Source organism: Rhodoplanes sp. SY1, from assembly GCF_046000175.1.
Lineage (GTDB): Bacteria > Pseudomonadota > Alphaproteobacteria > Rhizobiales > Xanthobacteraceae > Rhodoplanes.
On the sequence record NZ_JBEOMB010000017.1, the window covers coordinates 18617 to 42190 of the forward strand.

General features: G+C 70.7%; 19 protein-coding genes. 6 read left to right on the forward strand and 13 right to left on the reverse strand.

Annotation, left to right across the window (positions count from 1 at the left end; translation table 11 throughout):
- The first annotated feature begins 211 nt into the window (after window positions 1–211).
- Entirely contained in the window at window positions 212–2836 is a 2625-nt protein-coding gene (locus tag ABTU92_RS06390) for a TIGR02302 family protein (protein WP_408088774.1), read from the forward strand.
- A gap of 116 nt (window positions 2837–2952) precedes the next feature.
- Here the strand turns inward: ABTU92_RS06390 and ABTU92_RS06395 are convergent, their stop codons facing one another.
- From ABTU92_RS06395 to coxB, 8 genes are all read right to left on the reverse strand, one after another.
- Window positions 2953–3720, reverse strand: coding sequence for an SURF1 family protein (locus ABTU92_RS06395; protein WP_408088776.1), 768 nt, complete (start codon window positions 3718–3720; stop codon window positions 2953–2955).
- Window positions 3717–4127 (reverse strand): DUF983 domain-containing protein, encoded by a 411-nt coding sequence (locus ABTU92_RS06400; protein WP_408088778.1) that lies wholly within the window; start codon window positions 4125–4127, stop codon window positions 3717–3719. The genes ABTU92_RS06395 and ABTU92_RS06400 overlap by 4 nt, the downstream gene beginning before the upstream one ends.
- A gap of 35 nt (window positions 4128–4162) precedes the next feature.
- Window positions 4163–5008 carry a cytochrome c oxidase subunit 3 gene (locus tag ABTU92_RS06405; RefSeq protein WP_408088780.1) on the reverse strand — a complete coding sequence of 282 codons (846 nt, stop codon included), beginning with the start codon at window positions 5006–5008 and terminating at the stop codon, window positions 4163–4165.
- Window positions 5009–5065: 57 nt separating this feature from the next.
- Window positions 5066–5668: a cytochrome c oxidase assembly protein gene (locus ABTU92_RS06410; RefSeq protein ID WP_408088782.1), complete on the reverse strand. Its 603-nt coding sequence runs from the start codon at window positions 5666–5668 to the stop codon at window positions 5066–5068.
- Window positions 5669–5711: 43 nt separating this feature from the next.
- Window positions 5712–5885, reverse strand: a complete 174-nt coding sequence (locus tag ABTU92_RS06415; protein ID WP_408088784.1) for a hypothetical protein — start codon at window positions 5883–5885, stop codon at window positions 5712–5714.
- Window positions 5882–6922, reverse strand: a complete 1041-nt coding sequence (locus tag ABTU92_RS06420) for a heme o synthase (RefSeq protein WP_408088786.1) — start codon at window positions 6920–6922, stop codon at window positions 5882–5884. Before ABTU92_RS06420 ends, ABTU92_RS06415 begins: the two co-directional genes overlap by 4 nt.
- Before the next feature lie 123 nt (window positions 6923–7045).
- Window positions 7046–8653 carry a cytochrome c oxidase subunit I gene (ctaD, locus tag ABTU92_RS06425; RefSeq protein WP_408088788.1) on the reverse strand — a complete coding sequence of 536 codons (1608 nt, stop codon included), beginning with the start codon at window positions 8651–8653 and terminating at the stop codon, window positions 7046–7048.
- A 55-nt stretch (window positions 8654–8708) separates the two neighbouring features.
- The gene (gene coxB, locus ABTU92_RS06430) at window positions 8709–9578 is read right to left on the reverse strand and encodes a cytochrome c oxidase subunit II (RefSeq protein ID WP_408088822.1); all 870 of its coding nucleotides are present in this window, start codon (window positions 9576–9578) and stop codon (window positions 8709–8711) included.
- Between the two features lie 504 nt (window positions 9579–10082).
- On the opposite strand from coxB, the gene ABTU92_RS06435 reads away from it, so the two are divergent.
- Together ABTU92_RS06435 and ABTU92_RS06440 are read left to right on the forward strand one after the other, a co-directional pair.
- Complete coding sequence (locus ABTU92_RS06435; protein WP_408088824.1) at window positions 10083–10625, forward strand: invasion associated locus B family protein; 543 nt, start codon at window positions 10083–10085, stop codon at window positions 10623–10625.
- Window positions 10626–10750: 125 nt separating this feature from the next.
- Window positions 10751–12013 (forward strand): lytic murein transglycosylase, encoded by a 1263-nt coding sequence (locus ABTU92_RS06440; protein WP_408088790.1) that lies wholly within the window; start codon window positions 10751–10753, stop codon window positions 12011–12013.
- Window positions 12014–12238: 225 nt separating this feature from the next.
- Here ABTU92_RS06440 and ABTU92_RS06445 read toward each other — a convergent pair whose 3' ends face one another.
- Window positions 12239–13039 (reverse strand): IclR family transcriptional regulator, encoded by an 801-nt coding sequence (locus ABTU92_RS06445; protein WP_408088792.1) that lies wholly within the window; start codon window positions 13037–13039, stop codon window positions 12239–12241.
- A 390-nt stretch (window positions 13040–13429) separates the two neighbouring features.
- Between ABTU92_RS06445 and ABTU92_RS06450 the strand changes: the two genes are divergently transcribed.
- From ABTU92_RS06450 to otsB, 3 genes are read left to right on the forward strand one after another with little or no spacing between them, the layout of a single operon-like run.
- Complete coding sequence (locus ABTU92_RS06450; protein WP_408088794.1) at window positions 13430–13744, forward strand: hypothetical protein; 315 nt, start codon at window positions 13430–13432, stop codon at window positions 13742–13744.
- A complete protein-coding gene (locus tag ABTU92_RS06455; RefSeq protein ID WP_408088796.1) occupies window positions 13741–15258 on the forward strand; it encodes an MFS transporter in 1518 nt (505 codons plus the stop codon). Before ABTU92_RS06450 ends, ABTU92_RS06455 begins: the two co-directional genes overlap by 4 nt.
- Before the next feature lie 18 nt (window positions 15259–15276).
- Window positions 15277–16041 carry a trehalose-phosphatase gene (gene otsB, locus ABTU92_RS06460; protein ID WP_408088798.1) on the forward strand — a complete coding sequence of 255 codons (765 nt, stop codon included), beginning with the start codon at window positions 15277–15279 and terminating at the stop codon, window positions 16039–16041.
- A 246-nt stretch (window positions 16042–16287) separates the two neighbouring features.
- Here the strand turns inward: otsB and ABTU92_RS06465 are convergent, their stop codons facing one another.
- From ABTU92_RS06465 to glgX, 4 genes are all read right to left on the reverse strand, one after another.
- Window positions 16288–18099 carry a glycoside hydrolase family 15 protein gene (locus ABTU92_RS06465; protein ID WP_408088800.1) on the reverse strand — a complete coding sequence of 604 codons (1812 nt, stop codon included), beginning with the start codon at window positions 18097–18099 and terminating at the stop codon, window positions 16288–16290.
- A 112-nt stretch (window positions 18100–18211) separates the two neighbouring features.
- Window positions 18212–18547 carry a DUF2934 domain-containing protein gene (locus ABTU92_RS06470; protein WP_408088802.1) on the reverse strand — a complete coding sequence of 112 codons (336 nt, stop codon included), beginning with the start codon at window positions 18545–18547 and terminating at the stop codon, window positions 18212–18214.
- A 73-nt stretch (window positions 18548–18620) separates the two neighbouring features.
- Window positions 18621–21422: a malto-oligosyltrehalose synthase gene (treY, locus tag ABTU92_RS06475; protein WP_408088804.1), complete on the reverse strand. Its 2802-nt coding sequence runs from the start codon at window positions 21420–21422 to the stop codon at window positions 18621–18623.
- Window positions 21423–21492: 70 nt separating this feature from the next.
- Window positions 21493–23571, reverse strand: a complete 2079-nt coding sequence (glgX, locus tag ABTU92_RS06480; RefSeq protein WP_408088806.1) for a glycogen debranching protein GlgX — start codon at window positions 23569–23571, stop codon at window positions 21493–21495.
- Window positions 23572–23574: the final 3 nt, after the last annotated feature.

Genomic DNA, 23574 nt, shown 5'->3' on the forward strand with positions numbered 1-23574 from the left:
GTAAGTCGTAACGAAACCAGGAGCCCCGCAGGCGGGCCCGCAGCACACACAATGATACAGTCCGCCCGGCGCGGAACTTGCCTGACGCCTCTTCGGCAAGACCTGACAATGGCGTGATCGGCCGCCCGGTCGGACGCATTTCGGCCGTGCCCGCATGCCAGGACCGACTCTTGCGTGTTATAGGCGAGAGGCCGTACCCCCGGAGAGCCGCTTGAGCGACCAGACCCGAGCCCCCGAGAAGCCCGCGCCTCACAAGTCCGCGCCCGACAGGCCCGCGTCACCCTCGTCTGCCTCGGCCGACGTGCTCGGTGCGGCGCTGATGCGGGCCCGCTGGGTGGTGTTCTGGGAGCGGCTGTGGCCCGGCCTCGCGCTCGTCGCGACCGTCCTCGGCGGCTTCCTCGCCGCCTCGTGGCTCGGGCTTTGGCTGTGGCTGCCGCCGGTCGGACGGGCGGTCGGGCTCGTCGCCTTCGCGGGCCTGCTGATCGCCGCCCTGGCGCCGCTGGTGCGGCTGCGCTTCCCGGCCCGCACGCTCGGCCTCGCCCGGCTCGACCGCGATTCGGGCCTCGTCCATCGGCCGGCGACCGCCGCGGTCGACACCATCGCCACCCCGTCCGAGGATCCCTGGGCGCTGGCGCTGTGGCGTGCCCATGTCGAGCGCTCGCTCGCCGCCGCCCGCTCCCTGAAGGTCGGCCTGCCGGCGCCGCGGCTCGCGGTGCGCGACCCGGTCGCGGTGCGCATGCTGGTGCTGCTGCTCGTCGCCGTGTCCTTCGTCTCGGCCGGCGGCGACCGGATGCGGCGGATCGCCGCTGCGTTCGACTGGCACAGCACCGTCGTCCCGACCAACTACCGGCTCGACGCCTGGGTGTCGCCGCCCGTCTACACGGGCCGGCCGCCCGTGATCCTGCCCGGCGTCCGCCCCGGCGAGACGGCCCAGGCCGGCATTCCGGCCGCCGTGACGGTGCCGGCCGGCAGCGTCCTGGTGATCCGGGCGAGCGGCCAGTCCGGCCTCGACGTCTCGGTGACGGGTGGGCTGGTCGAGGCGGCGCCCGATGCCGCCGTGAAGCCCCCGGCCGGCGCCGAGGAGCGGCGCTTCAGCGTGAAGGAGCGCGGCACCGCCACGGTGCGGGGCACCGGCCACGACCTCGCCTGGAGCTTCGTCGCGACGCCCGACCGGGCGCCGACCATCGCGCTCACCAAGGATCCGGAGCCGCAGGCGCGAGGCGCCCTGCAGCTCACCTACAAGGTCGACGACGACTACGGGGTGGTGGAGGCGCGCGCCACCGTGGCGGCGAAGCCGCCGGCGGCCCAGCCGGGCGTGTCCACTCCGCCCGACGCGGCGCCGCGGCCGCTGTTCGATCCGCCCGAGACCACCCTGTCGCTGCCGCAGGCCCGCACCCGCGCGGGCGTCGGCCAGACCACCAAGGATTTCACCGAGAACCCGTGGGCCGGCGCCGAGGTGACGCTGACGCTCACGGCCAAGGACGAGGCCGGCAACGAAGGCCGCAGCACCCCGGTGGAGCTGCGCCTGCCCGAGCGGCTGTTCGTCAAGCCGCTCGCCCGCGCCCTGATCGAGCAGCGCCGGATCCTGGCGCTCGACGCCGACCGTCGCGACACCGTCGCCGTGGCCCTCGACGCGCTCGCCATCGCGCCCGACCGCTACACCCCCGAGGCCGGGACCTATATCGGCCTGCGCTCGATCTTCTACACGCTCGTCCGCGCCAAGACCGACGAGCAGCTCCGCGACGTCGTGCGCGAATTGTGGGCGATGGCGACCCAGATCGAGGACGGCACCGTCTCCGATGCCGAGCAGCGGCTGCGCAACGCCCAGGAGGCGCTGCGCCAGGCGCTGGAGCGCGGCGCCAGCGAGGAGGAGATCAAGAAGCTGATGGAGGAGCTGCGCGCCGCCATGCAGCAGTTCATGCAGGCGCTCGCCGAGGAGCTCCGCAAGAACCCGCAGATGGCGCGACCGCTCGACCGCAACACGCGAGAGCTGCGCTCGCAGGACCTGCAGAGCATGCTCGACCGGCTCGAGCAGCTCGCCCGCTCCGGCGCCCGCGACGCCGCCCGCGCCCTGCTCGACCAGCTCCAGTCCATGATGGAGAACCTGCAGATGGCCCGCCCCGGCCAGCAGGGCGACGTGGACGACGAGATGATGCAGGCGCTCGACGAGCTCGGCGACATGATCCGCAAGCAGCAGCAGCTGCGCGACCGCACGTTCCAGCAGGGGCAGGACCAGCGCGGGCAGCGGGGCCAGCGCGGCCGCCGCGGCCAGCCGCCGGAGGGCGAGCAGCCGGGCGATCCGGGCGACTACAGCCAGCTCCAGCAGAACCAGCAGGCCCTGCGCGACCAGCTCAAGAAGCTGATGGAGCAGCTCAAGCAGAAGGGCTTCGGCCAGCCGCAGGACGGCAAGGGCGACCAGGGCGGCGACCAGCCGGGCGGCGATCAGTTCGGCCGCGCCGAGGAGTCGATGGGCGACGCCACCGGCGAGCTCGGCCAGGGCAATGCCGACGGCGCCGTCGACAGCCAGGGCCGTGCCCTCGACGCGCTCCGCAAGGGCGCGCAGGGGCTCGCCCAGCAGCTCCAGCAGCAGATGGGTCAGGGACCGGGTCCCGGCCAGCCGGGCCGCGGCCAGGCGCGTGCCCAGCAGGACACCGATCCGCTCGGCCGGCCGCTGCGCGGCCGCGACTACGGCGACGACACCACCGTGAAGGTGCCGGGCGAGATCGACGTCCAGCGCGCGCGGCGGATCCTGGAGGAGCTGCGTCGCCGCTTCGCCGACCCGCTGCGCCCGCCCGTGGAGCTCGACTACATCGAGCGGCTCCTGAAGGATTTTTAGGCGGCACCGACCCGGTACCCGGTAGGGCGGGCCTGCACCGCAGGCCCGCGCCGTCAGCCTCGATCACCAGGGGTGCGGACCCGCGTGGGCAACGGCGCGTCGCGCCGATACCCACCCTACTGGCTATCGCCCTTCCGCCGCCCAAAGGCCCATATGAGAAAGATCGCGGCCAGCGCCAGCGCCAGGCTGAACCAGGTGATGGCGTATTGCAGGTGGTTGTCGGGCAGGTTCGGCCGCAGCAGCACGGGGCGCGGCAGGCCGCCGGGCGGCGCCGGAGTCTCGAGGTCGAGGTAGAAGACCGGAACGTCGAGGCCCTTCACGGACGCGATCGCGCCCGGATCGCGGGCGAACCAGATGTTGCGGCCGGGATCGTCGGCGGGCGCGAAGGTCGGCCGGGTCTCGGGCCAGCGCAGCAGGGCGACGATCTCGACCGGGCCGGTCACCTGGCCGGCGGCGCGCGCCTCGGGCGCCTTGTCGGCGTCCGGCACGAAGCCGCGGTCGACCAGAACGGTTCCGCCGCCGGCGAGCACGAGCGGCGCGAACACCCGGTAGCCGAGGCCGGTCGGCGCCGTGCGGGAGCCGGAGCCGATCGCGTAGACCAGCGCCTCCTTGTCGTGCCGGAACGTGCCGGAGACGCGCACGCGGCGGAACTCGTTCGCCTCGCGCGAGAGCCCGGGCCACGCCGCCGGCGGCGGCAGGGGGACGGGGTCGGCGGCGAGCCGCTCGGTGAGCGTCGCGATGAGGGCGCGTTTCCACGCCATCCGCTCGAGCTGCCAGACGCCGAGCCCGATCAGGACCGCGACGCCGACGAGCGACACCAGGCCCGGGACGAGCAGGCGGCGCAGCGGCGACGGCGCGGGAAGCGAGGCCGAGCGCGCCGTCACGATGCGTCCTCGGGGCCGAACCGCCCCTCCTCCGCCTTGTGGCGGTACTGCAGCGCGATCATCAGTCCCTTGGACGGACGCAAGGGCGCGAGCGTCGTGATCAGGATCAGCGGCAGCCACAGCACCGCGTGCAGCCAGAACGGCGGCTGAACCATGATCTCGGTGATCAACGCCGCGGCGACGACGACGAAGCCGGAGAACGACATGACGAAGAAGGCCGGCCCGTCCCCCGAGTCGATGAAGGCGAGGTCGAGGCCGCACACCTCGCACCGCGGCCGCACGTTGAGGAAACCCGAGAACAGATGCCCCTCGCCGCAGCGTGGGCAGCGGCCGCGCAGCCCCGCCGCCAGCGGATTGGGGACGCTCCTCTGCCCGGCCGGCAGCCCGTGGTCGGCGCGCTCGTCCATCCCGATCAGCTCTCCGCCGGTCGATCCCATCAGGGTCAATGCGCGGCCGCCGGTCCGGCGCCCCACACATAGATGGCGGCGAACAGGAACAGCCACACCACATCGACGAAATGCCAGTACCAGGCGGCGAACTCGAAGCCGAGATGCTGGGTCGGCGTGAAGTGGCCGGCCAGCGCCCGGAACAGGCAGACGATGAGGAAGATCGTCCCGATGATCACATGGGCCCCGTGGAAGCCGGTCGCCATGAAGAAGGTCGCGCCGTAGATGTTGCCCGAGAAGGCGAAGTGGGCGTGCGCGTACTCGAAACCCTGCACCATCGTGAAGGTGAGGCCGAGCGCGACCGTGCAGATCAGGCCCCACTTGAGACCCTCGCGGTCGCCGTGCAGGAGCGCGTGGTGGGCCCAGGTGACGGTCGTGCCCGAGGTGAGCAGGATGAGCGTGTTGAGGAGCGGCAGGTGCCAGGGGTCGAAGGTCTCGATGCCCTTCGGTGGCCACACGCCGCCGAGCAGCTCGGTGCGGGCCACCATGTTGGCCTGATCGGGGAACAGCGCGACCGTGAAATACGCCCAGAACCAGGCGACGAAGAACATCACCTCGGAGGCGATGAACAGGATCATGCCGTAGCGGTGCGAGATCTGCACCACCTTGGAGTGGAAGCCGCCGTGCTCGGCCTCCCTGATCACGTCGCGCCACCAGCCCGCCATCACGGCGAGCACGCCGGCGGCTCCGACCGCGAACACCCACGGCGCCGCCGCGAACGACTTGTGCATCCAGAAGATGGCGCCGACCGCCATGACGAAGGCGGCGAGCGAGCCGAGCGCCGGCCACGGGCTCGGATCGACCAGGTGGTAGTCGTGCTGCTTGGCGTGGGCCTCGGCCATGGTGGTCTCCGTCGGTCGTGCGGGGGCCGCGGCGCGTCGCGCCGCGCGGATCGTCGGTCAGGAGCCGCTCGCGCGCGCCGTCGCCGGCGTGCGTGTCGGGTAGAACGTGTAGGACAGCGTGATGGTGTCGAGATCGTCCTGGTCGGCGTCGGCGGCGAGCTTCGGGTCGACGAAGAACACCACCGCCATCTCACGCCGCTCGCCCGGCTTGAACACCTGCTCGGTGAAGCAGAAGCACTCGATCTTGGAGAAGTACGCGCCCGTGGTGGTCGGCGCGACGTTGTAGGAGGCGGTGCCCGTCGTCTCGCGCGCCGCCAGATTGGTGACGGCGTAGTAGATGGTGACCACCTCGCCGAGCTTCACCTCGACCTTGGTCTGCTCGGGCTCGAACCGCCACGGCAGCCCGCGGGCGATGTTGGCGTCGAACCGAACCGTGATGCGGCGGTCGAGAATCTCGTGCGGCGCCGCGGCGGCGACCTGAGTGGTGCCGCCGAAGCCGGTGACGCGGCAGAACCAGTCGTAGAGCGGCACGGCCGCGTAAGCCGCCCCGACCATCAGGCCGACGAAGACGCCGCAGGCGAGCGCCACGCCGACGTCGCGCCGGCTCGCGGCGGGTCGCCGCACGGCATTCGGGTCGGGTGTGGCGGGCGTCGGGGTCACGGTCTCGCTGCCTCGTGGTTACGGGTCGGGCGGATGGTCGGCGTCACAGCGGGCGGTTCATCACGCCGGGGCCGAGCTTGACCAGCGTGACCACGTAGAACAGCAGCACCAGCCCGGCGAGCACGAGCGCGATCGCCACCGAGCGGGCGCGCTGGCGGCGCTTCTGCTCCGCCGAGAGGACGATGCCGTCGTCGCGCGGCAAGGGGCGCCCGCTCATGCCGCGCCTCCGAGCCAACCCGGTCCGATCTCGGCGATCCCGAGCGCGCTCGCGCCGGCCGCGATCAGCGGCGCCACCCAGCGGTCGACCAGCAGCACGGCGAACAGCGCGAACAGATAGTAGAGCGAGAAGCCGAACAGCCGCTTCGCCAGCCGATCGGTCGCCTGCGGATCGGCCGCCCGCCACAGCCGCACCGACAGCCACACGATCTTGGCGCCCGCATAGGTGGCGACGAGGCCGTAGAGGATTCCGGCGCCACCGAACAGCGCCGGCGACACGCCGACCGGGGCGAGCAGCAGGGCGTGCAGCAGAATCTGTCGCTTGGTCTCGGCGACGCCGGAGACCACCGGCAGCATCGGGATGCCGGCGCGCGCATAATCGTCGCTGCGCCACAGCGACAGCGCCCAGAAATGCGGCGGCGTCCAGAAGAAGATGATCAGGAACAGGAGCACCGGCTCGAGCGACAGGCTGCCGGTGGCGGCGGCCCAGCCGATCATCGGCGGGACGGCGCCGGCGGCGCCGCCGATCACGATGTTCTGCGAGGTCGCCCGCTTCAGCCACATCGAGTAGACGATCGCGTAGAACAGGATCGTGAAGGCGAGGAGCCCGGCGGCGAGCCAGCCGGCGACGAGGCCGAGCACCGCGACGGAGCCGACCGCGAGCGTCGCACCGAAGGCGAGCGCCTCCTCGGGCCGCACCCGGCCGGCCGGGATCGGGCGGCGCGCCGTGCGCGACATCACCCGGTCGATGTCGGCGTCCCACCACATGTTCAGGGCGCCGGCCGCCCCCGCCCCGACCGCGATGGCGACGAGCGCCGCGAAGCCGATCACCGGATGCAGCCGGTCCGGCGCGACCAGCATGCCGACGAGCGCCGTGAACACCACGAGCGACATCACCCGCGGCTTCATCAGGGCGACGTAGTCCTTCACCTCCGCGAGGCTCGGCTCCGGCGCGGCCAGCACCGTGCCGGCGAGCACATGGTCGGCGACGACCTGGGGATGGCGGGACAGGTCGGCGCCGTCGGTGACGAGAGACATTCCGTGGACCTCGGGCGCGCGCGCGACACACGACGCGGCGCTGGTTTGATCGGCGAACGTCACCCGCGCGATCCGGCGCGAGAGCGAATGCAGCGGCGGCGCGCCGCCGCTGCGAGGCCTGCGTCAGCGGATGCGCGGCAGAACCTCGAACTGATGGAACGGCGGCGGCGACGGCAGGGTCCATTCCAGCGTCGTCGCACCGGCCCCCCACGGATTGCCGGCGGCGTGCTCCTTGCGCTGGAAGGCGCGGATGATGCCGAAGAAGAAGATCAGGAGCGCGACGCCCGAGATGTAGGAGCCGATCGACGACACCATGTTCCATCCCGCGAAGGCGTCGGGATAGTCGGCGATCCGGCGCGGCATCCCGGCGAGTCCGAGGAAGTGCTGCGGGAAGAACAGCATGTTGACGCCGACGAAGGTGACCCAGAAGTGCAGCTTGCCGATCCACTCCTCGTACAGGTAGCCGGTGAACTTCGGGAACCAGTAGTACCAGCCGGCGAAGATGGTGAAGACCGCGCCGAGCGACAGCACGTAATGGAAGTGGGCGACGACGTAGTAGGTGTCGTGCAGGGCGCGGTCGACCGAGGCGTTGGCGAGCACGACGCCCGTCACCCCGCCCACCGTGAACAGGAAGATGAAGCCGAAGGTCCACAGCATCGGGGTGCGGAACTCGATCGAGCCGCCCCACATCGTCGCGATCCAGGAGAAGATCTTGATGCCGGTCGGCACCGCGATGATCATCGTCGCCGCGACGAAATAGGCCTGCGTGCCGGTCGAGAGACCGACCACGTACATGTGGTGGGCCCACACGATGAAGCCGATGAAGCCGATCGCGACCATGGCGTAGGCCATGCCGAGATAGCCGAACACCGGCTTGCGGGAGAAGGTCGCGACGATCTGGCTGATGATGCCGAAGCCCGGCAGGATCATGATGTAGACTTCGGGGTGGCCGAAGAACCAGAACAGATGCTGGAACAGCACCGGATCACCGCCGCCCTCGGGGGCAAAGAAGGTGGTGCCGAAGTTGCGGTCGGTGAGCAGCATCGTGATGGCGCCGGCCAGCACCGGCAGCGCGAGCAGCAGCAGGAACGCCGTCACCAGCACGGACCACACGAACAGCGGCATCTTGTGCAGCGTCATGCCCGGCGCACGCATGTTCAGGATGGTGGTGATGAAGTTGATGGCGCCGAGGATCGACGAGGCACCGGCGAGATGCAGCGACAGGATCGCGAAATCGATCGCCGGTCCCGGATGCCCGATGGTGGAGAGCGGCGCGTAGATGGTCCAGCCGGAGCCGGCCCCGGTGCCGCCCGGCTCGCCCTCGACGAACAGCGACATCAGGAGCAGCGCGAAGGCCGCCGGCAACAGCCAGAACGAGATGTTGTTCATCCGCGGGAACGCCATGTCGGGCGCCCCGATCATCAGCGGCACCAGCCAGTTGCCGAAGCCGCCGATCAGCGCCGGCATCACCATGAAGAACACCATGATGAGGCCGTGCGCCGTGGTGAACACGTTGAAGGTGTGGGCCGAGGCGAAGATCTGCATGCCCGGGTTCTGCAGCTCGAGCCGCATGCCGATCGACAGCGCGGCGCCGATCACCCCGGCCATCATGGCGAACACCAGGTACATGGTCCCGATGTCCTTGTGATTGGTCGAGAAGACCCAGCGCCGCCATCCGGTCGGATGGGCGTGGGCGTCGTGCGCGTCGTGAGCCGTTACGGTGGCGTCCATGGCGTTTCCTCGGGAGTCTCGTGGGGCGTCGCGCGAAAAGGCGCGCGATGCCGGCTCAGTCGGCGACGGCCTGCGCCACGGCGAGTTGCGGCGCGTCGGCGGACGGCGGGACGGCGGCGTATTTCTTCTTGGCGTCCTCGACCCAGGCCGTGAAGGCCTGCTCGCTCACCACCCGCACCGCGATCGGCATGAAGGCGTGGTCCTTGCCGCACAGCTCGGAGCACTGGCCGTAATAGACGCCCTCGCGCTCCGCCTTGAACCAGGTCTCGTTGAGACGACCCGGCACGGCGTCGATCTTGATCCCGAACGACGGCACCGCGAAGGCGTGGATCACGTCGGCGCCGGTGACCTGCACGCGCACCACCTTGCCGACCGGCACCACCATCTCGTTGTCGACGGCGAGCAGGCGCGGCTGGCCGGGCTTCAGCTCGCCCTCCGGCACCATCAGCGAGTCGAACTCGAACTTGCCCTGGTCCGGATAGGCGTAGCTCCAGAACCACTGCTTGCCGGTCGCCTTCACGGTGACGTCGGCCTGCGGCGTGTTGAGCTGGACGAACATGATACGGAAGGACGGCACCGCGATCACGACGAGGATGATCACCGGCACCACGGTCCACAGTACCTCGATCAGCGTGTTGTGGGTGGTGCGCGACGGCGTCGGGTTGGCCTTGGCGTTGAAGCGCAGCGTGACGACGACGAGGAGGACGAGGACCAGCGCGACGATCGCGGTGATGATCCACAGCAGGAGGTCGTGGAACCAGACCACGTCCTTCATCACCGGCGCGGCGGCCTCCTGCATTCCGAGCTGCCAGGGCGACGGCTGGCCGAGACCGGCCAGGGCCGCATCGGGCCCGGCGAGGCCGCCGATCCCGATCATCGTCACGGCGGCCAGCGCCACGCAAAGCACTCGGAGAACACCCGTCATCGTGGTCACGGCTCCTTCGTCGGCGGTGGATACGGGCGGCCCGTCCGGGCCGTCGTCACAACGGGGCGAAAAGCACAGGTCCAAAACCGGATGAAGTCGGGAGGTTCCGCGGCGCACACAGCTCGGGCGCACTGACGGACAGCCTCGACGGCACCGGGGGTTTGTACCGCGATTGAAACTCTTCAAACCACAAATCCGCCCCACTCGCAATGTGCCTGCACGGGGATCGCGCCGCGACGACGCAATTGCAGCAAGACACCGCACCGGCCGCGCGGGCCGGGTGCGGACGACGCCGCCGAAACCCCCGGTGCGGCCGTCGCGCCGATGACGTAACTTAGCCTATGGACCGCGTGATTCCGTCTCGTCTTGACGATCGCGCGGTAAACCGATCCTGACACGTGCGGCAGCCGACACGGTGCCGTCGCACCGTCCGCAAAGGAGCCCGCGATGGGTGCGTACTCGCTTCGACAGGCCGTCTTCGCGGCCGCGCACGTCGCCCGTTCGATGTCGCGCGCGCCGGGGGCGCGGCGCCTCGCCGGCGCCTGTCTGGGGCTCGCGGTTCCGGGGCTCGCGGTCGCTCTTCTCGCGTGCGGTGCAGCAGTCGCCCCCGCAGCCGCACAAGGGGCCGTGCGGTCCGTCCACGAGGACTGGCAGATCCGCTGCGAGACGCCGCCCGGCGCGCAGTCCGAGCAATGCGCGCTGTTCCAGAGCGTGGTGGCCGAGGACCGCGCGAATGTCGGCCTCACCGTGCTGGTGCTGCGCACCGCCGACCAGAAGACCCGGCTGATGCGCGTCCAGGCGCCGCTCGGCGTGCTGCTGCCGGCCGGGCTCGGCCTCAAGGTCGACAATGTCGACGTCGGACGCGCCGGCTTCGTGCGCTGCCTGCCGCGCGGCTGCTACGCCGAGGTCGTGCTCGACGAGAACCTGATCAAGCAGTTCCGCTCCGGCCAGACGGCGACCTTCTTCATCTTCCAGACGCCCGAGGAAGGCATCGGCTTTCCGATGAGCCTGAAGGGTTTCGGAGACGGCTTCGACAAGCTGCCTTGACACCGCGACCGTGAAGCGACCATCACGCCCGACGATTTTTCTCGGGTCGTGATTCGGACGCGCACGCGATCGGACAGCGTGATCGGGGCGCGTGTTCGGGACCGCGCGAATCGCAGGAGACGCTCATGTTCTCGCCCGCTCCGCGCTCGTCTGCCCCGCCCGCCGGCGGGCGCACCCGCCGTCGCGCCGGCGCGCTCCTCGGGGCGGTCGGACTGGCGCTCGCCGCGGCAGCCCCGGCACTCGCGCAGGCGCCGTGCCAAAACACCGGCCGATTCGAGGACTGGCTCGCCCGCTTCAAGCAGGAGGCCGTCCAGCAGGGCATCTCCCGCCAGGCGATCGCCGCGGCGGCGCCGTACCTCGTCTACGACCAGCGCATCGTCAACATCGACCGTGGCCAGAAGTTCTTCGCCCAGAGCTTCCTGCAGTTCTCCGACAAGGTGCTGCCCGCCTACCGGCTGCAGAAGGGCGCCGAGCAGCTGCAGAAGCACGCCGCCCTGTTCGCCCGCGCCGAGAAGCAGTTCGGCGTGCCGGGGCCGATCATCGTCGCCTTCTGGGGCCTGGAGAGCGACTTCGGCGTCGCCATGGGCAAGGATCATGCGATCCGCTCGCTCACGACGCTCGCCTACGACTGCCGCCGCTCGGAGATGTTCCGCGGGCATCTGTTCGACGCGCTGCGGATGATCGAGCGCGGCGACCTGCGGCCCGACGAGATGGTCGGCTCGTGGGCCGGCGAGCTCGGCCAGACCCAGATGATGCCGTCCGAGTACATGAAGCACGCCATCGACTGGGACGGCGACGGCCACCGCAACCTGCTGAAGAGCGTCCCCGACGTGATCGGCTCCAGCGCGTCCTATCTGCAGGAGCTCGGCTGGCGGCGCGGCGAGCCGTGGATGCGCGAGGTGAAGGTGCCGGCCAGCATGCCGTGGCAGGAGGCCGATCTCGCCATCCAGCATCCGCACGCCAAGTGGTCCGGATGGGGCGTCACGCTGCGCGACGGCAAGCCGCTGCCGGCCGGCGGGCCGCCCGCCTCGCTGCTGCTGCCGATGGGCCGGCTCGGGCCGGCCTTCCTGGTCTATCCGAACTTCCAGGCGTACCTGAAGTGGAACGCCTCGCTGGTCTATGCGACCACGGCCGCTTATTACGCGACGCGGCTCGCCGGCGCGCCGCCGATGCATCGCGGCGCCTCCGACATCCCGGTGCTGAGCCAGGAGCAGGGCAAGGAACTGCAGGAGCTTCTCAACCGCGCCGGCTTCGACGTCGGCACGCCGGACGGCAAGATCGGCGCCGGCACCCGCGCGGCGATCAAGCAGGCACAGCTGAAGTTCGGCCTGCCGGCGGACTCGTATCCGACCCCGGAGCTGGTCGCCCGCCTGCGCGCGGGGCGGTGAGAGTCACGACCGCCGCCTGTCGAGCGAGCGATCTTACCCTCTCCCTGAGGGAGGGCTTTGCAGACTTCGTCATTCCGGGGCGCGCCGAAGGCGCGAACCCGGAATCCAGCGGCAAGTTCCGCATCCTGGGCTGGATTCCGGGTCCGGCGCGGTGCGCCGCCCCGGAATGACCGAGTCACGCAAAGCTCTCCGCGGGGGAGAGGCGCGCGAGCGGCAGCGGCGTCGTCACCGCGCGACGCGCACGCGCGGGCGGCTGGCTTGGCCGTCGACGTCGCCGGCCTGCATGGCGGTCTCGATGTCGCGCGCCGCGGCGATCACCAGCGGCGCCAGCTTGGCCCGCAGGGCATCGTCCCACCGCGCCTTCGGCACCAGGAAGCTGAGACTGCCGAGCACGGCGCGGCGCGGCCCGAAGACCGGCGCCGCGATGGCGGCGCGAACCTGGTCGACGTCGCCGGCCGCGGTCGTGTAGCCGGCGCGGCGGAACGCCGCGAGATGGCGGCGGAAGTCGTCCCAGCTGTGGCCGAGGCCGGCCGCCGCGATCTCCTCGGCATTCGCCGTGAACAGCGACTTGAGCGTGCGGTTGGGCAGATGCGCCAGGATGATCTTGGAGGTCGCCCCGCGGAACAGCGGCATCGGCCGGCCGCGCTGGAACACGATCGGCTCCTGGTGGCCGGTGCCGATCTCCTGGTGGACGCACATCACGCGGTCGTGGAACAGGCGGCAGAGAATGACGGCGCCGCCCTCGGCCGCCTGCTGGACCAGGCTCGTCATGATGCCGCGGGCCGCGTTCAGCATCGGATCGCAGAGCTGGATCTGGCGGTCCATCTGGATGATCGCGGGACCGAGCGTGTAGCTCGCGCCCGACACCGGGCTGATCAGCCCGGCCCGCGTCAGCCGCTTGAAGTAGCGATAGGCCGTGGTGGCCGAGACGGCGAGCTCGCCGGCGGCATCCTCCACGGTCCATTCGGGCCGGTCCATCGTGAACAGGCCGAGCACCGCGAGCAGCCGATCGCCACTGCTGGGCAATCCCCCTTCGTCCCTGGAGCGGCCCCCACCCTCGCCGCGTGCGGGAGTCGGATAAGACACGGTCGTCACCCCCCGAAAAAGCGTTACTTGGTCAGTGTTGCCACAACCTGGAGACGATTCAAGCTTTTCTTTCATGGAATGCAACTTTAACTTACATTTACATAAGTTGAAAACGGTTTGCTTTGATCTGGAACAGGTTTTCCTGTGGCATCGACTCGGCGTCTTGTTGCGCCAACGGCCCGCACGGGCGCCGGAAATGCGGCGCCACAATTTGGGCGCGCACCCCTGGAGGGCGCCCCGCCAGGGAACGTTACCGCCGTCCGGCCGTTCTGGTGTCGGCACCGCGGAACCCTCGCGGTGAAGGTCCATGAACCGAATCGGGCGGTCCGCGTGCACGAGTTTACCCCTTCACGACCGGATGACGACGACGAGATTGCACGGCTGCACACGGCGAACGCGCAGCCGATCGCGCCGCCGCGCCGTCCGGTCGACGATCCGACGCCCGGCCCGGCCGATCCGGGTCCGCTCGACGACCCGCCGCCGACCCGCCCGAACGACCCGATCGAGGAGCCGCCGCCGAACGAGGACGAGCCCGGCCCGATCGAGGAGCCCCCGCCCGGCCACGAGGATGCGCCCGACATCGACGACCCGATGCCGCGGCCGGAGCCGCCGCCCCTGCACGTCGCCGCCGGGGGGCCGGCATGACGGAGACCGTCGCAGCCGACGGCTCGGCGCCCCCCACGGCGCCAAGCGACGCCGGGCCGCGCGGCGCCGCATCGTCCGGCGCCGCGCCGTTCGGCGCCGTGGTCGAGACCGACCTGCCGGCGCGGCTCGACCGGCTGCCCTGGGGGCGCTTCCACACGCTGGTGATCGCCGCGCTCGGCATCACCTGGATCCTCGACGGCCTCGAGGTGACGCTCGCCGGCACGCTGGCCGGCGCCCTCAAGGAGAGCCCGGTCCTGCACTTCAGCAACGCCGATGTCGGCTTCGCCACCAGCGCCTATCTGCTCGGCGCCGTGCTGGGGGCGGTCGGCTTCGGCTGGCTGACCGACCGGCTCGGCCGCAAGAAGCTGTTCTTCATCACGCTCGCCGTCTATCTCACGGCCACGGCGGCGACCGCGCTGACCTGGGACGTGTGGAGCTTCGCCGCGATGCGCTTCCTCACCGGCGCGGGCATCGGCGGCGAGTACACGGCCATCAACTCGACCATCCAGGAGCTGGTGCCGGCGCGCTATCGCGGCTTCACCGACCTCGTCGTCAACGGCAGCTTCTGGCTCGGCGCAGCCGCCGGCGCCCTCGGCTCGATCATCGTCCTCGACCCCGCCGTGATCCACCCCGAATACGGCTGGCGCATCGCCTTCCTGATCGGCGCCGCGCTCGGTCTCGTGATCCTGCTGATGCGGATGTGGATCCCGGAGAGCCCGCGCTGGCTGATGACGCACGGGCGCCTCGCCGAGGCGGAAGCGATCGTCGCCGACATCGAGCGCCAGGTGACAGGCCGCAGGCCGGCCGCGACCGACGACCTGCCGACCGTGCGGCTGCGGGTGCGGCGCTACACGCCGCTCTCCGCCGTCGCCGAGACGCTGCTGGTGCGCCACCGCGACCGCGCCCTGATCGGCCTCGCGCTGATGGCCGCGCAGGCGTTCTTCTTCAACGCCGTGTTCTTCACCTACGCGCTCGTGTTGACCGACTTCTACGGCGTTCCGATCGGCACGGTCGGCTGGTACATCCTGCCCTTCTCGGTCGGCAACTTCCTCGGGCCGGTGCTGCTCGGGCGCCTCTTCGACACGCTCGGACGGCGCCCGATGATCGCCTTCACCTATGCGGCGTCGGGCGTCCTGCTCAGCGTCTCGGGGCTGCTGTTCCTGCAGGCGCACATCACCGTCGTCCAGCAGACATTGGCGTGGTCGATCGTGTTCTTCTTCGCCTCGGCGGCGGCGAGCGCCGCCTATCTGACGGTGAGCGAGACCTTCCCGCTGGAGATCCGGGCGCTCACCATCGCGGTGTTCTACGCGCTCGGCACCGGCATCGGCGGCGTCGCCGGGCCGTGGCTGTTCGGGGCGTTGATCGATTCGGGCTCGCGGGCGAGCGTGTTCGCCGGCTATCTGTTCGGGGCGGCCCTGATGATCGCGGCCGCCGCCGTGCACTGGCGCTGGGGTGTCGCCGCGGAACGCCGCAGCCTCGAGGACGTGGCGCGGCCGCTCGCGGCCGTCGAGTGAACGGCGTAGAGTGACCGGATGACCCGTGCCGACACCATGACGTTCCCCACCGACGCGATCGACCTCGACACGGTCGCGCTGCTGCTCGACATCGACGGCACGCTGCTCGAATTCGCCGACACGCCGCGCGAGGTGTGGGTGCCGCCGACCCTGCGGCGGACGCTCGGCGGCCTCTTGGCCCGCACCGGCGGCGCGCTGGCGCTGGTCAGCGGCCGCGCGCTGGCCGATCTCGACCTTCTGTTCGCGCCGCTGGAGCTGCCGGCGATCGGCGGCCACGGCGCCGAGCTGCGCGTCGCCCCGGGCGAGCGCTCCGACCCGGCCCGCACGCCGGTGCTCGAACCGCTGGTCAAGCGCAAGCTGGCGAGCGTCGCCGAGCTCGGCCCCGGCGTGCTGATCGAGGACAAGGGCTACTCGCTCGCCTTGCACTGGCGCCTCGCGCCCGACAAGGGCGACGCCGTGACCGCCATGGTGCGGAGCATCTGCGACTCTTTCCCCGACCTGCCGCTGGAGGCGCTGCCCGGCAAGGCCGTGATCGAGGTGAAGTCGGCCGCCTTCGACAAGGCGAGCGCCGTCGTCGAGCTGATGCAGCTCGCCCCGTTCAAGGGCCGCCGGCCCGTCTTCGTCGGCGACGACGTCACCGACGAGCGGGTCTTCCCCGTCCTGCCGCCGCTCGGCGGCTTCGGCTTCGGGGTCGGCCGCGACATTCCCGGCACGGTCGGCACGTTCGCCGACCCCGCCGCGGTCCGCGCCTGGCTCGACCGGCTTCTGGAGCGGGGGGCGTGAGGCGATCCGCGCGCGGCGATGTTGGTTTCCGCGCGGCGCTCTTGGCTTTCACCTCTCCCCGGCGGGGAGAGGTCGGATCTCGCGCCGTCGCGCGAGATCCGGGTGAGGGGTGTCGAGGCCTCCACGAGCGCCGTAAACCCTCACCCCGACGCGCTTTGCGCGTCGACCCTCTCCCTCAGGGAGAGGGTGCGGAGCGCCCTCGCAACGTCGACGAGCAGCCGCACACGTCCGTCAGGACCTACGTGATCACGACTCCGCCGTCGCCGCCTCGTGCGCCTCGCTCGGTGCGGGCGCGCGGGCGGCGACCAGGTTGTAGGCGCTGTTGACCAGCGCGACGTGAGTGAAGGCCTGCGGAAAGTTGCCGACCTGGCGGCGGGCGTGCACATCGTACTCTTCCGCGAACAGGCCGACGTCGTTGGCGAGCGACAGGAGGCGCTCGAACAGGGCGCGCGCCTCGTCGATACGCCCCTGCAGCACGTAGACGTCGACCAGCCAGAAGCTGCAGGCGAGGAAGACACCCTCGCCCGGCGGCAGGCCGTCCGCCGTCGTCTCGCTGCGGTAGCGCAGCACGAAGCCGTGCGCCAGGAGATCGTGCTCGATCGCCGTCACGGTCGCGGCGATGCGCGGGTCGCCGACCGGCAAGAAGCCGACGATGGGCAGCAGCAGGAGGCTCGCGTCGAGCTCGCGCGACCCGTAGGCCTGGACGAAGCAGCCGCGCCCCGGATCGACGCCCTTGGCGCAGATGTCGGCGTGAATCGCCTCGCGCTTCGCCCGCCAGCGGTCGAGCGGCCCCGGCAGGCCGTGCTCCTCGGCGCTGCGGAGCGCGCGGTCGTAGGCGAGCCAGCACATCGCCTTGGAGAAGGTGAAATGCTGGCGAGGGCCGCGCACCTCCCAGAGCCCCTCGTCGGGCTCGCGCCACATCGTGTCGAGATGCTCGAGCAGCTTCACCTGGAGATCCCAGCCGGAGATCGTCGGGGCGAGCCCGCCGTGGCGCGCCTGGTGGAACGTCGCCATCACCTCGCCGAACACGTCGAGCTGGAGCTGGCGATAGGCGTCGTTGCCGATCCGCACCGGACGCGAGCCCTCGTAGCCGGGCAGCCACGACACCTCCCATTCGGTGAGGCGGCGCTCGCCGGCGAGCCCGTACATGATCTGGATCTGCTCCGGGCTGCCGGCGACGGCCCGGACCAGCCAGTCGCGCCACGCCTGCGCCTCGTGGAAGTAGCCGGCGTTCATCAGAGCGAACAACGTCAGCGTCGAGTCGCGCACCCAGCAGAACCGATAGTCCCAGTTGCGGGTGCCGCCGAGGAATTCCGGCAGCGACGTCGTCGGCGCCGCGACGATGCCACCGGTCGGCGCGTAGATCAGCGCCTTGAGGGTGACGAGCGAGCGCACCACCATGGCCGACCAGCGCCCGGCCGACCGGCAGCTCGACGCCCAGTCGCACCAGAACGCCTCGGTCTCGGCCAGCACGGCTCGTGCATCGACGGGCGGCGGCGGCGGATGATGCGACGGCGCGAAAGCGAGCACGAACGGCACGGTCTCGCCCGCCGCCACGGTGAACGCCGCGACCGTCGTGAGGTCGCGCCCGTCGAGCCGCACCGGCGTCTGCAGCACCACCATGTCGGGGCCGGCGATGGCGCGCAGCGTGCCGTCTTCCAGATGGCTGACCCACGGCACGATTGCCCCGGTGCCGAAGCGCAGGACCAGCTCCATCGCCATGGCGACGCGACCGGAGAGCCCGGTCACCAGGCGCACGATCTCGGAGGAGCCGTCGCGCAGGGGCATGAAATCGGTGAGGAGGACGGCGCCCGCCGCGGTCTCGAAGCGGGTCTCGAGGATCAGGGTCGAATCGCGGTAGCGGCGGCTGACCCGCACGCTCGGGTCGCATGGCGCGGGGCGCCAGCGGCCGTGCTCGGGCGTGCCGAGCAGCGCCGCGAAGCAGGCATCGGAATCGAAGCGCGGCCAGCACAGCCAATCGATCGAGCCGGTGCGGTCGACGAGGGCGGCGGTCTCACCGTCGCCGATCAGGGCATAGTCTTCGATGCGGGAGGGCATGGAGACGGACACTCGGCGGGCTCGCCACGACGTTCGGCGAGGCCGGCATCCTCACGCGGCTCTATGGCCGGTGTTGGGCCGAGCCGTCCCGCGCCGCGCGCCGCGCCTCGCGTCACTCGGCTGCCTTGGTGTCGTCGGGCGGGCCGGACGCGGCGGCGGCGTGCTCGGCCTCGCGGCTCGGCGGATAGCTCTGCTCGCCCTCGTCGGTCAGGGTGGGCAGCTCGCCGGTCGCATTGGCGGCCGGTCCGGTCTCCTCGACGTCGTCGGCCGCGATGGTCGGGTCCTCCGGGTCGCGCGCCACCGGAACCAGCGTCAGGTTCTGATTCTGCTCGATGGCGACCAGCTCGCGCGCCATCTCCCAATGCGCCTCGGCCTGCCCGTCGGGACAGCCCTGCTCCTGCCAGATCTTGAAGGCGCGCTCGCGCACGCGCTGCTCGTGGTCGTCCATGGGGTCTCTCCAGAAGTCGTCGCGACGTGTCGATGTCGAGAACGGAGGACCGGACGGTTCCGTTCCGTCCACCTCAACGCGGCTTCTTCGCAGCCGGGCGCGCCCCGTGCGTCGCGCGGAAGACGGCGACCGGCAGCGGTCCGAACAGGGTCTTCGCCGGGACGGTCCCGGACGGCGCCTTCGCGCCGGGCCGCAGCGCGTCGGCCTTCACCGTATAACCGTCGAGCACCACGGCGGCGTCGAGCCCGGCGGGATCGAGCCAGCGACGGCCGTCCTCGGTGAGCGGCGCGAAGTGCCGCAGCATCGCGACGATCACGGCGTCGCGCCGCCCGGTGCGGGCGAAGGCGAGCACGTGCCCGGCATGCGGGCCTTCCACAGGCAGCGGCTCGTAGCCGCCATCGGCGAACACGGCCGGCAAGGCCCGGCGCAGCTCCAGCAAGCGGTGCGTCAACGCGAGCTTGATCCGCCCGTCGGTCCAGGAGGCGGCGAGCGCATCCCAGTCCGGCGTCTCCCCGATGGCGTCGAGCATCGCATGGCGCGCCTCGAAATCGACGGCGCGGCGGTTGTCCGGATCGACCAGCGACAGGTCCCACAGCTCGGTGCCCTGGTAGATGTCCGGCACGCCGGGAATCGTCGTCTTGAGGCCGAGCTGGGAGAGGCTGTTCAGGGCGCCGAGCAGCGCCGTGCGGCCGGCGATCTCGGAGAAGTCGGCGAGGAACTCGGACGACGCGTCGGGGTCGAGCAGGCGAGCGACGAAGGCCGTGACGGCGCCCTCGTAGGCGTCGTTCGGATTGTGCCAGCTCGTCTCCTGCTTGCCCTCGCGCAGTGCCTTCACGGCGTAGGTCTGCAGCCGCTCGACCAGGCCGGCATCCGCCGATCCGCTGTTCGGCCAGACGCCGACGAGCGCCTGGTAGAGCATGTACTCGTGAGCGTCGGACGGTGACCGGCGCGGCTTCCTCGTGATCAGCGTCTCGTGGCGCTGGCGCCAACGCCGCACCGCGGTTTCCCAGTCGGCCGCGATCTCGGCGATCGCCAGGATGCGCATGCGCGCATCCTCGCCACGCTTGGTGTCGTGGGTCGCGGTCGCGACCATCGCATGCGGATGGGCGAGCCGCGCCTTCATGCGGTAGTCGAACTCGCCCGGCGACAGCGCCGGCAGCACCGGCTCGCCGCCCACCTCGTTGAGCGCGATCAGCCGGTGGTAGCGATAGAACGCCGTGTCCTCGAGCGCCTTCGCCATCACGGGCCCGGTGAGCTGCTGGACCTTCGCCGAGAAGCGCCGCACTCGCGGGATGCTGTAGCCCTGGCGGCCCGGGGCGATCAGGTCGAGGGTCAGCACCTCCTGCAAGAAGTCGAGCACGCCGACGTCGGGGCCGTACCAGCGCGAGCGCGCCCGCGTGATGGTGTCGACGATGCGGGCGCGGTCCTCGGCCGAGACCTGCCCATTGGCACCGATGTAAGTGCGATAGACCGGGAAATGGACGATGTAGGTCCGCAGCGCCGCGCGCAGGCGCTCGAAGGTGAAGTCGCGGCTCTTCCAGTGGCCGGCCGCGATGCGGGCGAGCAGCCGGCACAGCACCGTGAACTCCGAGGCCAGCATGGTGTCGAGCACGCGCAGCTTGGCGTCCTCGACGATCGCCTCGAAGTCCTGCCGCTCGCCCAGAATGTCGCGATAGAGCGCGTCGAGCCGCGGCATCCCGGCGTCGTCGAGCAGCACCCGGACGATATCGTTGAGCACGTCGTAGCCGGTGGTGCCGGCGATGCCCGGCATGGCCGGCATCGGCTCGCCCTCGGCGAGGATCTTCTCGGCGACGATGTAGAAGGGCTGGTTGCGGGCCGGCCCAGGCCGCACCGCGCGCACGACACGCGACAGGCGCCGCGCGTACTGTACCGGGTCGAGCAGCCCGTCGACGTGATCGAGCCGCAGGCCGTGCAGGCGGCCGTCGCGGACGAGCTGGAGCACACGACGGTGCGCGGCGTCGAAGGTGGCGAGGTTCTCGACCTTGATGCCGGCGAGGTCGTTGATGTCGAAGAAGCGCCGGTAGTTGATCTCGGTGAAGGCGACGCGCCAATGCGCCACGCGGTAGTGCTGACGCTCCAGCAGGCGATGCAGGCGAGTGGCATCGGACGCGCCGGGCCGATAAGCAGCGAGGCCGCGCTCGATCACCTCGGCGCCGCCCGGCACGGCGGCGAGCTCGGCCTTGAAGGCGGGCGCGTGCTCGCGGCTCGGCTCGTTCGGATCGGGGAAGCGGTTCGCCAGCGCCAGCAGGGTTCGTCCGGCCTCGGTGTCGGCGGCGCCCGCCTCCGCCACCACGGTCTTCAGGATGTCGCCGTAGCGGTTCGGCCGTATCGGCAGGCGGTGCTCGAAGTACCAGACCGAGAAGGAGCCTTCGGCGGCGTCGTATTTCAGCACGAGGTCGCCGTCGTCGAGCGCCTCGCCGTAGGATTTTCCCAGGACCGGGATCAGCAGGCCGCCGTTCGGGCGATAGGGCAGCGTCTCCCATTCGATGTCGAAGGAGGCGGCGTGCGGCGACTTCTGGCCCCATTCGAGCACGTCGAGCCACCACGTGTTGTCGGCGTAGCCGACCCCCATATGGTTCGGCACGAAGTCGAGGATGAGGCCGATGTCGGCCTTCGCCAACGCATCGGAAAGACGGCCGAAGGCCTCGTCGCCGCCGAACTCCGGATTGAGGGCGTCGTGATCGACGATGTCGTAGCCGTGGGTCGAGCCGGCGCGCGCCTTCAGGAACGGCGAGGCGTAGAGATGACTGACGCCGAGGCTCTTCAGATACGGCACCAGCGCCGCGGCATCGTCGAAGCCGAGCTTGGACGAGAGCTGCAGCCGATAGGTCGCGGTCGGAACGACGGACGGCATCGGGCCTCCTGGCACGGGGCGGGACTCGCTGAAGCGGCATGCGCGGCGCCGGCCGAAGCCGGCGCGGACGTCACGGTGTTCCCGCGAAGACGGTGACGGAGCGCGAGGGTGCCGCGAGCTTCATGCCGGGCTTCGGCGGCGCATCGGCCTTGCCCTCCTCGGGCGGGACGGTCGCCAGCACCCGGGTCCAGGCCGTGCAGTCGGGCCATTTCGGCAGCACGAAATCGACCGGATGAGCGGCCGCGTTGAGCAGGATCAGCAAAGGAGCACCCGAGGGATCGAGCGGGGCGAGCACGTAGGACAGGAACCTCGCTTCCGCAAAGGCCCAATCCGCGCCGTCCATCTCGGTTCCACCGGGCGTCAGCCATTTCACGTCGTACTGGTCGCCGCGGCGGCCGACCAGCCAGCGCCGGCCTTGCAGCTGCGGGTAGTCGCGCCGCAGCGCCGTCAGCTTCTCGACCAGCGCGACGATATCGTCGCCGTCGCGGCCGAGACCGGACCAGTCGACCCAGCCGATCTCGTTGTCCTGGCAATAGGCGTTGTTGTTGCCGCTCTGCGAGTTGGCGACCTCGTCGCCGGCCAGCATCAGCGGCACGCCCTGCGACAGGAACAGGGTCGCCAGGAGGCCGCTGCGCACGCGGCGGCGGATCTCGCGGACCTCCTTGTCGGCGGTCGGTCCCTCGACGCCCCAGTTGGCGCTGATGTTGTCGTCGGAGCCGTCGCGGTTGCCCTCGCCGTTCGCCTCGTTGTGCTTGCGGGCGTAACTCACGAGGTCGGCGAGCGTGAAGCCGTCGTGCACCGTGACGTGGTTGACGCTGGCGCGCGGCATGCGGCGGCGATGGCGGAAGCGATCGGCCGAGCCGGTGACGCGCGCCGCGAGGTCGCGAATCTGGTTGGCGTCGCCGCGCCAGAACGACCGCGCGGTGCGGCGGAACTGATCGTTCCATTCCGACCAGCCGGGCGGGAAGCCGCCGAGCTGATAGCCGCCGAGCCCGATGTCCCACGGCTCGGCGATCAGCTTCACGCGCGACAGCACCGGATCCTGGCCGATCGCGGCGAAGAAGCCGGAGGTCGGGTCGAAGCCGTGCGGCTCGCGCCCGAGCGTCGTCGCGAGGTCGAAGCGGAAGCCGTCGACGTGGCACTGCTCGACCCAATACCGCAAACTGTCCATCACCATCTGCAGGACGCGCGGATGGGTGAGGTTGAGCGAGTTGCCGCAGCCGGTGAAGTCCTCGTAGTAGCGCGGCGCGTTCGACCGCAGCCAATAATATGAGGCGTTGTCGATGCCGCGGAACGACAGCGTGGGGCCGAGATGATTGCCCTCGCCCGTGTGGTTGTAGACGACGTCGAGATAGACCTCGAGGCCGGCGTCGTGGAGCTGGCCGACCATCGACTTGAAGTCTTCGACGCCGGTCTCCGGCGTGCCGTAGCGCGGCTCCGGCGCGAAGAAGCCGATGGTGCCGTAGCCCCAGTATTGGCGCAGCCCCTTGTCGACCAGCATGCGCTCGTCGACGAAGGCGTGCACGGGCAGCAGCTCGATCGCCGTGATGCCGAGCCGCTTGAAGTGCTCGATCATGGCCGGCGCGGCGAGCCCGCGGAACGAGCCGCGCAGATGCGCCGGCACGTCCTCGCGCTGCATGGTGAGGCCGCGGACATGCGCCTCGTAGATCACGGTGGAATGCCACGGCACCGACGGCCGCGGATGGCGGCCCCAGGTGAAGGCGTCGTCGACGACGACGGCCTTCGGAACCCCACGGGCATTGTCGCGCTTGTCGAAGGAGAGATCCGCGCGGGCGCTGCGCATCCGGTACGCGAAATGCGCGTCGCTCCACACGAAGTGCCCGGTCAGCCGCTTGGCGTAGGGGTCGAGCAGCAGCTTGTGCGGGTTGAACCGATGGCCGCGCTCCGGATCGTAGGGTCCGTAGACGCGATAGCCGTAGACCTGCCCGGGGACGACCTGGGGCAGATAGGCGTGCCAGACGTCCTCGGTCACGGCCGGCAGGACGATGCGATCCGTCTCGCGCCGGCCGCTGTTGTCGAACAAGCAGAGCTCGATCTTCTCGGCATTGGCCGAGAAGATCGCGAAGTTCGTTCCGCGGCCGTCGAAGGTCGCGCCGAGCGGATACGGCGCGCCCGGCTCGACCCTCATGAC

What these genes read in the sequence shown, in the direction of transcription:
- ABTU92_RS06400 (WP_408088778.1), bottom strand. Translation starts at nt 4,127, where the DNA reads ATGGACGAGCGCGCCGACCACGGGCTGCCGGCCGGGCAGAGGAGCGTC.
- ABTU92_RS06405 (WP_408088780.1), bottom strand. Translation starts at nt 5,008, where the DNA reads ATGGCCGAGGCCCACGCCAAGCAGCACGACTACCACCTGGTCGATCCG.
- ABTU92_RS06415 (WP_408088784.1), bottom strand. Translation starts at nt 5,885, where the DNA reads ATGAGCGGGCGCCCCTTGCCGCGCGACGACGGCATCGTCCTCTCGGCG.
- ABTU92_RS06420 (WP_408088786.1), bottom strand. Translation starts at nt 6,922, where the DNA reads ATGTCTCTCGTCACCGACGGCGCCGACCTGTCCCGCCATCCCCAGGTC.
- ctaD (WP_408088788.1), bottom strand. Translation starts at nt 8,653, where the DNA reads ATGGACGCCACCGTAACGGCTCACGACGCGCACGACGCCCACGCCCAT.
- coxB (WP_408088822.1), bottom strand. Translation starts at nt 9,578, where the DNA reads ATGACGGGTGTTCTCCGAGTGCTTTGCGTGGCGCTGGCCGCCGTGACG.
- ABTU92_RS06435 (WP_408088824.1), top strand. Translation starts at nt 10,083, where the DNA reads ATGTCGCGCGCGCCGGGGGCGCGGCGCCTCGCCGGCGCCTGTCTGGGG.
- ABTU92_RS06440 (WP_408088790.1), top strand. Translation starts at nt 10,751, where the DNA reads ATGTTCTCGCCCGCTCCGCGCTCGTCTGCCCCGCCCGCCGGCGGGCGC.
- ABTU92_RS06455 (WP_408088796.1), top strand. Translation starts at nt 13,741, where the DNA reads ATGACGGAGACCGTCGCAGCCGACGGCTCGGCGCCCCCCACGGCGCCA.
- otsB (WP_408088798.1), top strand. Translation starts at nt 15,277, where the DNA reads ATGACCCGTGCCGACACCATGACGTTCCCCACCGACGCGATCGACCTC.
- ABTU92_RS06465 (WP_408088800.1), bottom strand. Translation starts at nt 18,099, where the DNA reads ATGCCCTCCCGCATCGAAGACTATGCCCTGATCGGCGACGGTGAGACC.
- ABTU92_RS06470 (WP_408088802.1), bottom strand. Translation starts at nt 18,547, where the DNA reads ATGGACGACCACGAGCAGCGCGTGCGCGAGCGCGCCTTCAAGATCTGG.
- treY (WP_408088804.1), bottom strand. Translation starts at nt 21,422, where the DNA reads ATGCCGTCCGTCGTTCCGACCGCGACCTATCGGCTGCAGCTCTCGTCC.
- glgX (WP_408088806.1), bottom strand. Translation starts at nt 23,571, where the DNA reads ATGAGGGTCGAGCCGGGCGCGCCGTATCCGCTCGGCGCGACCTTCGAC.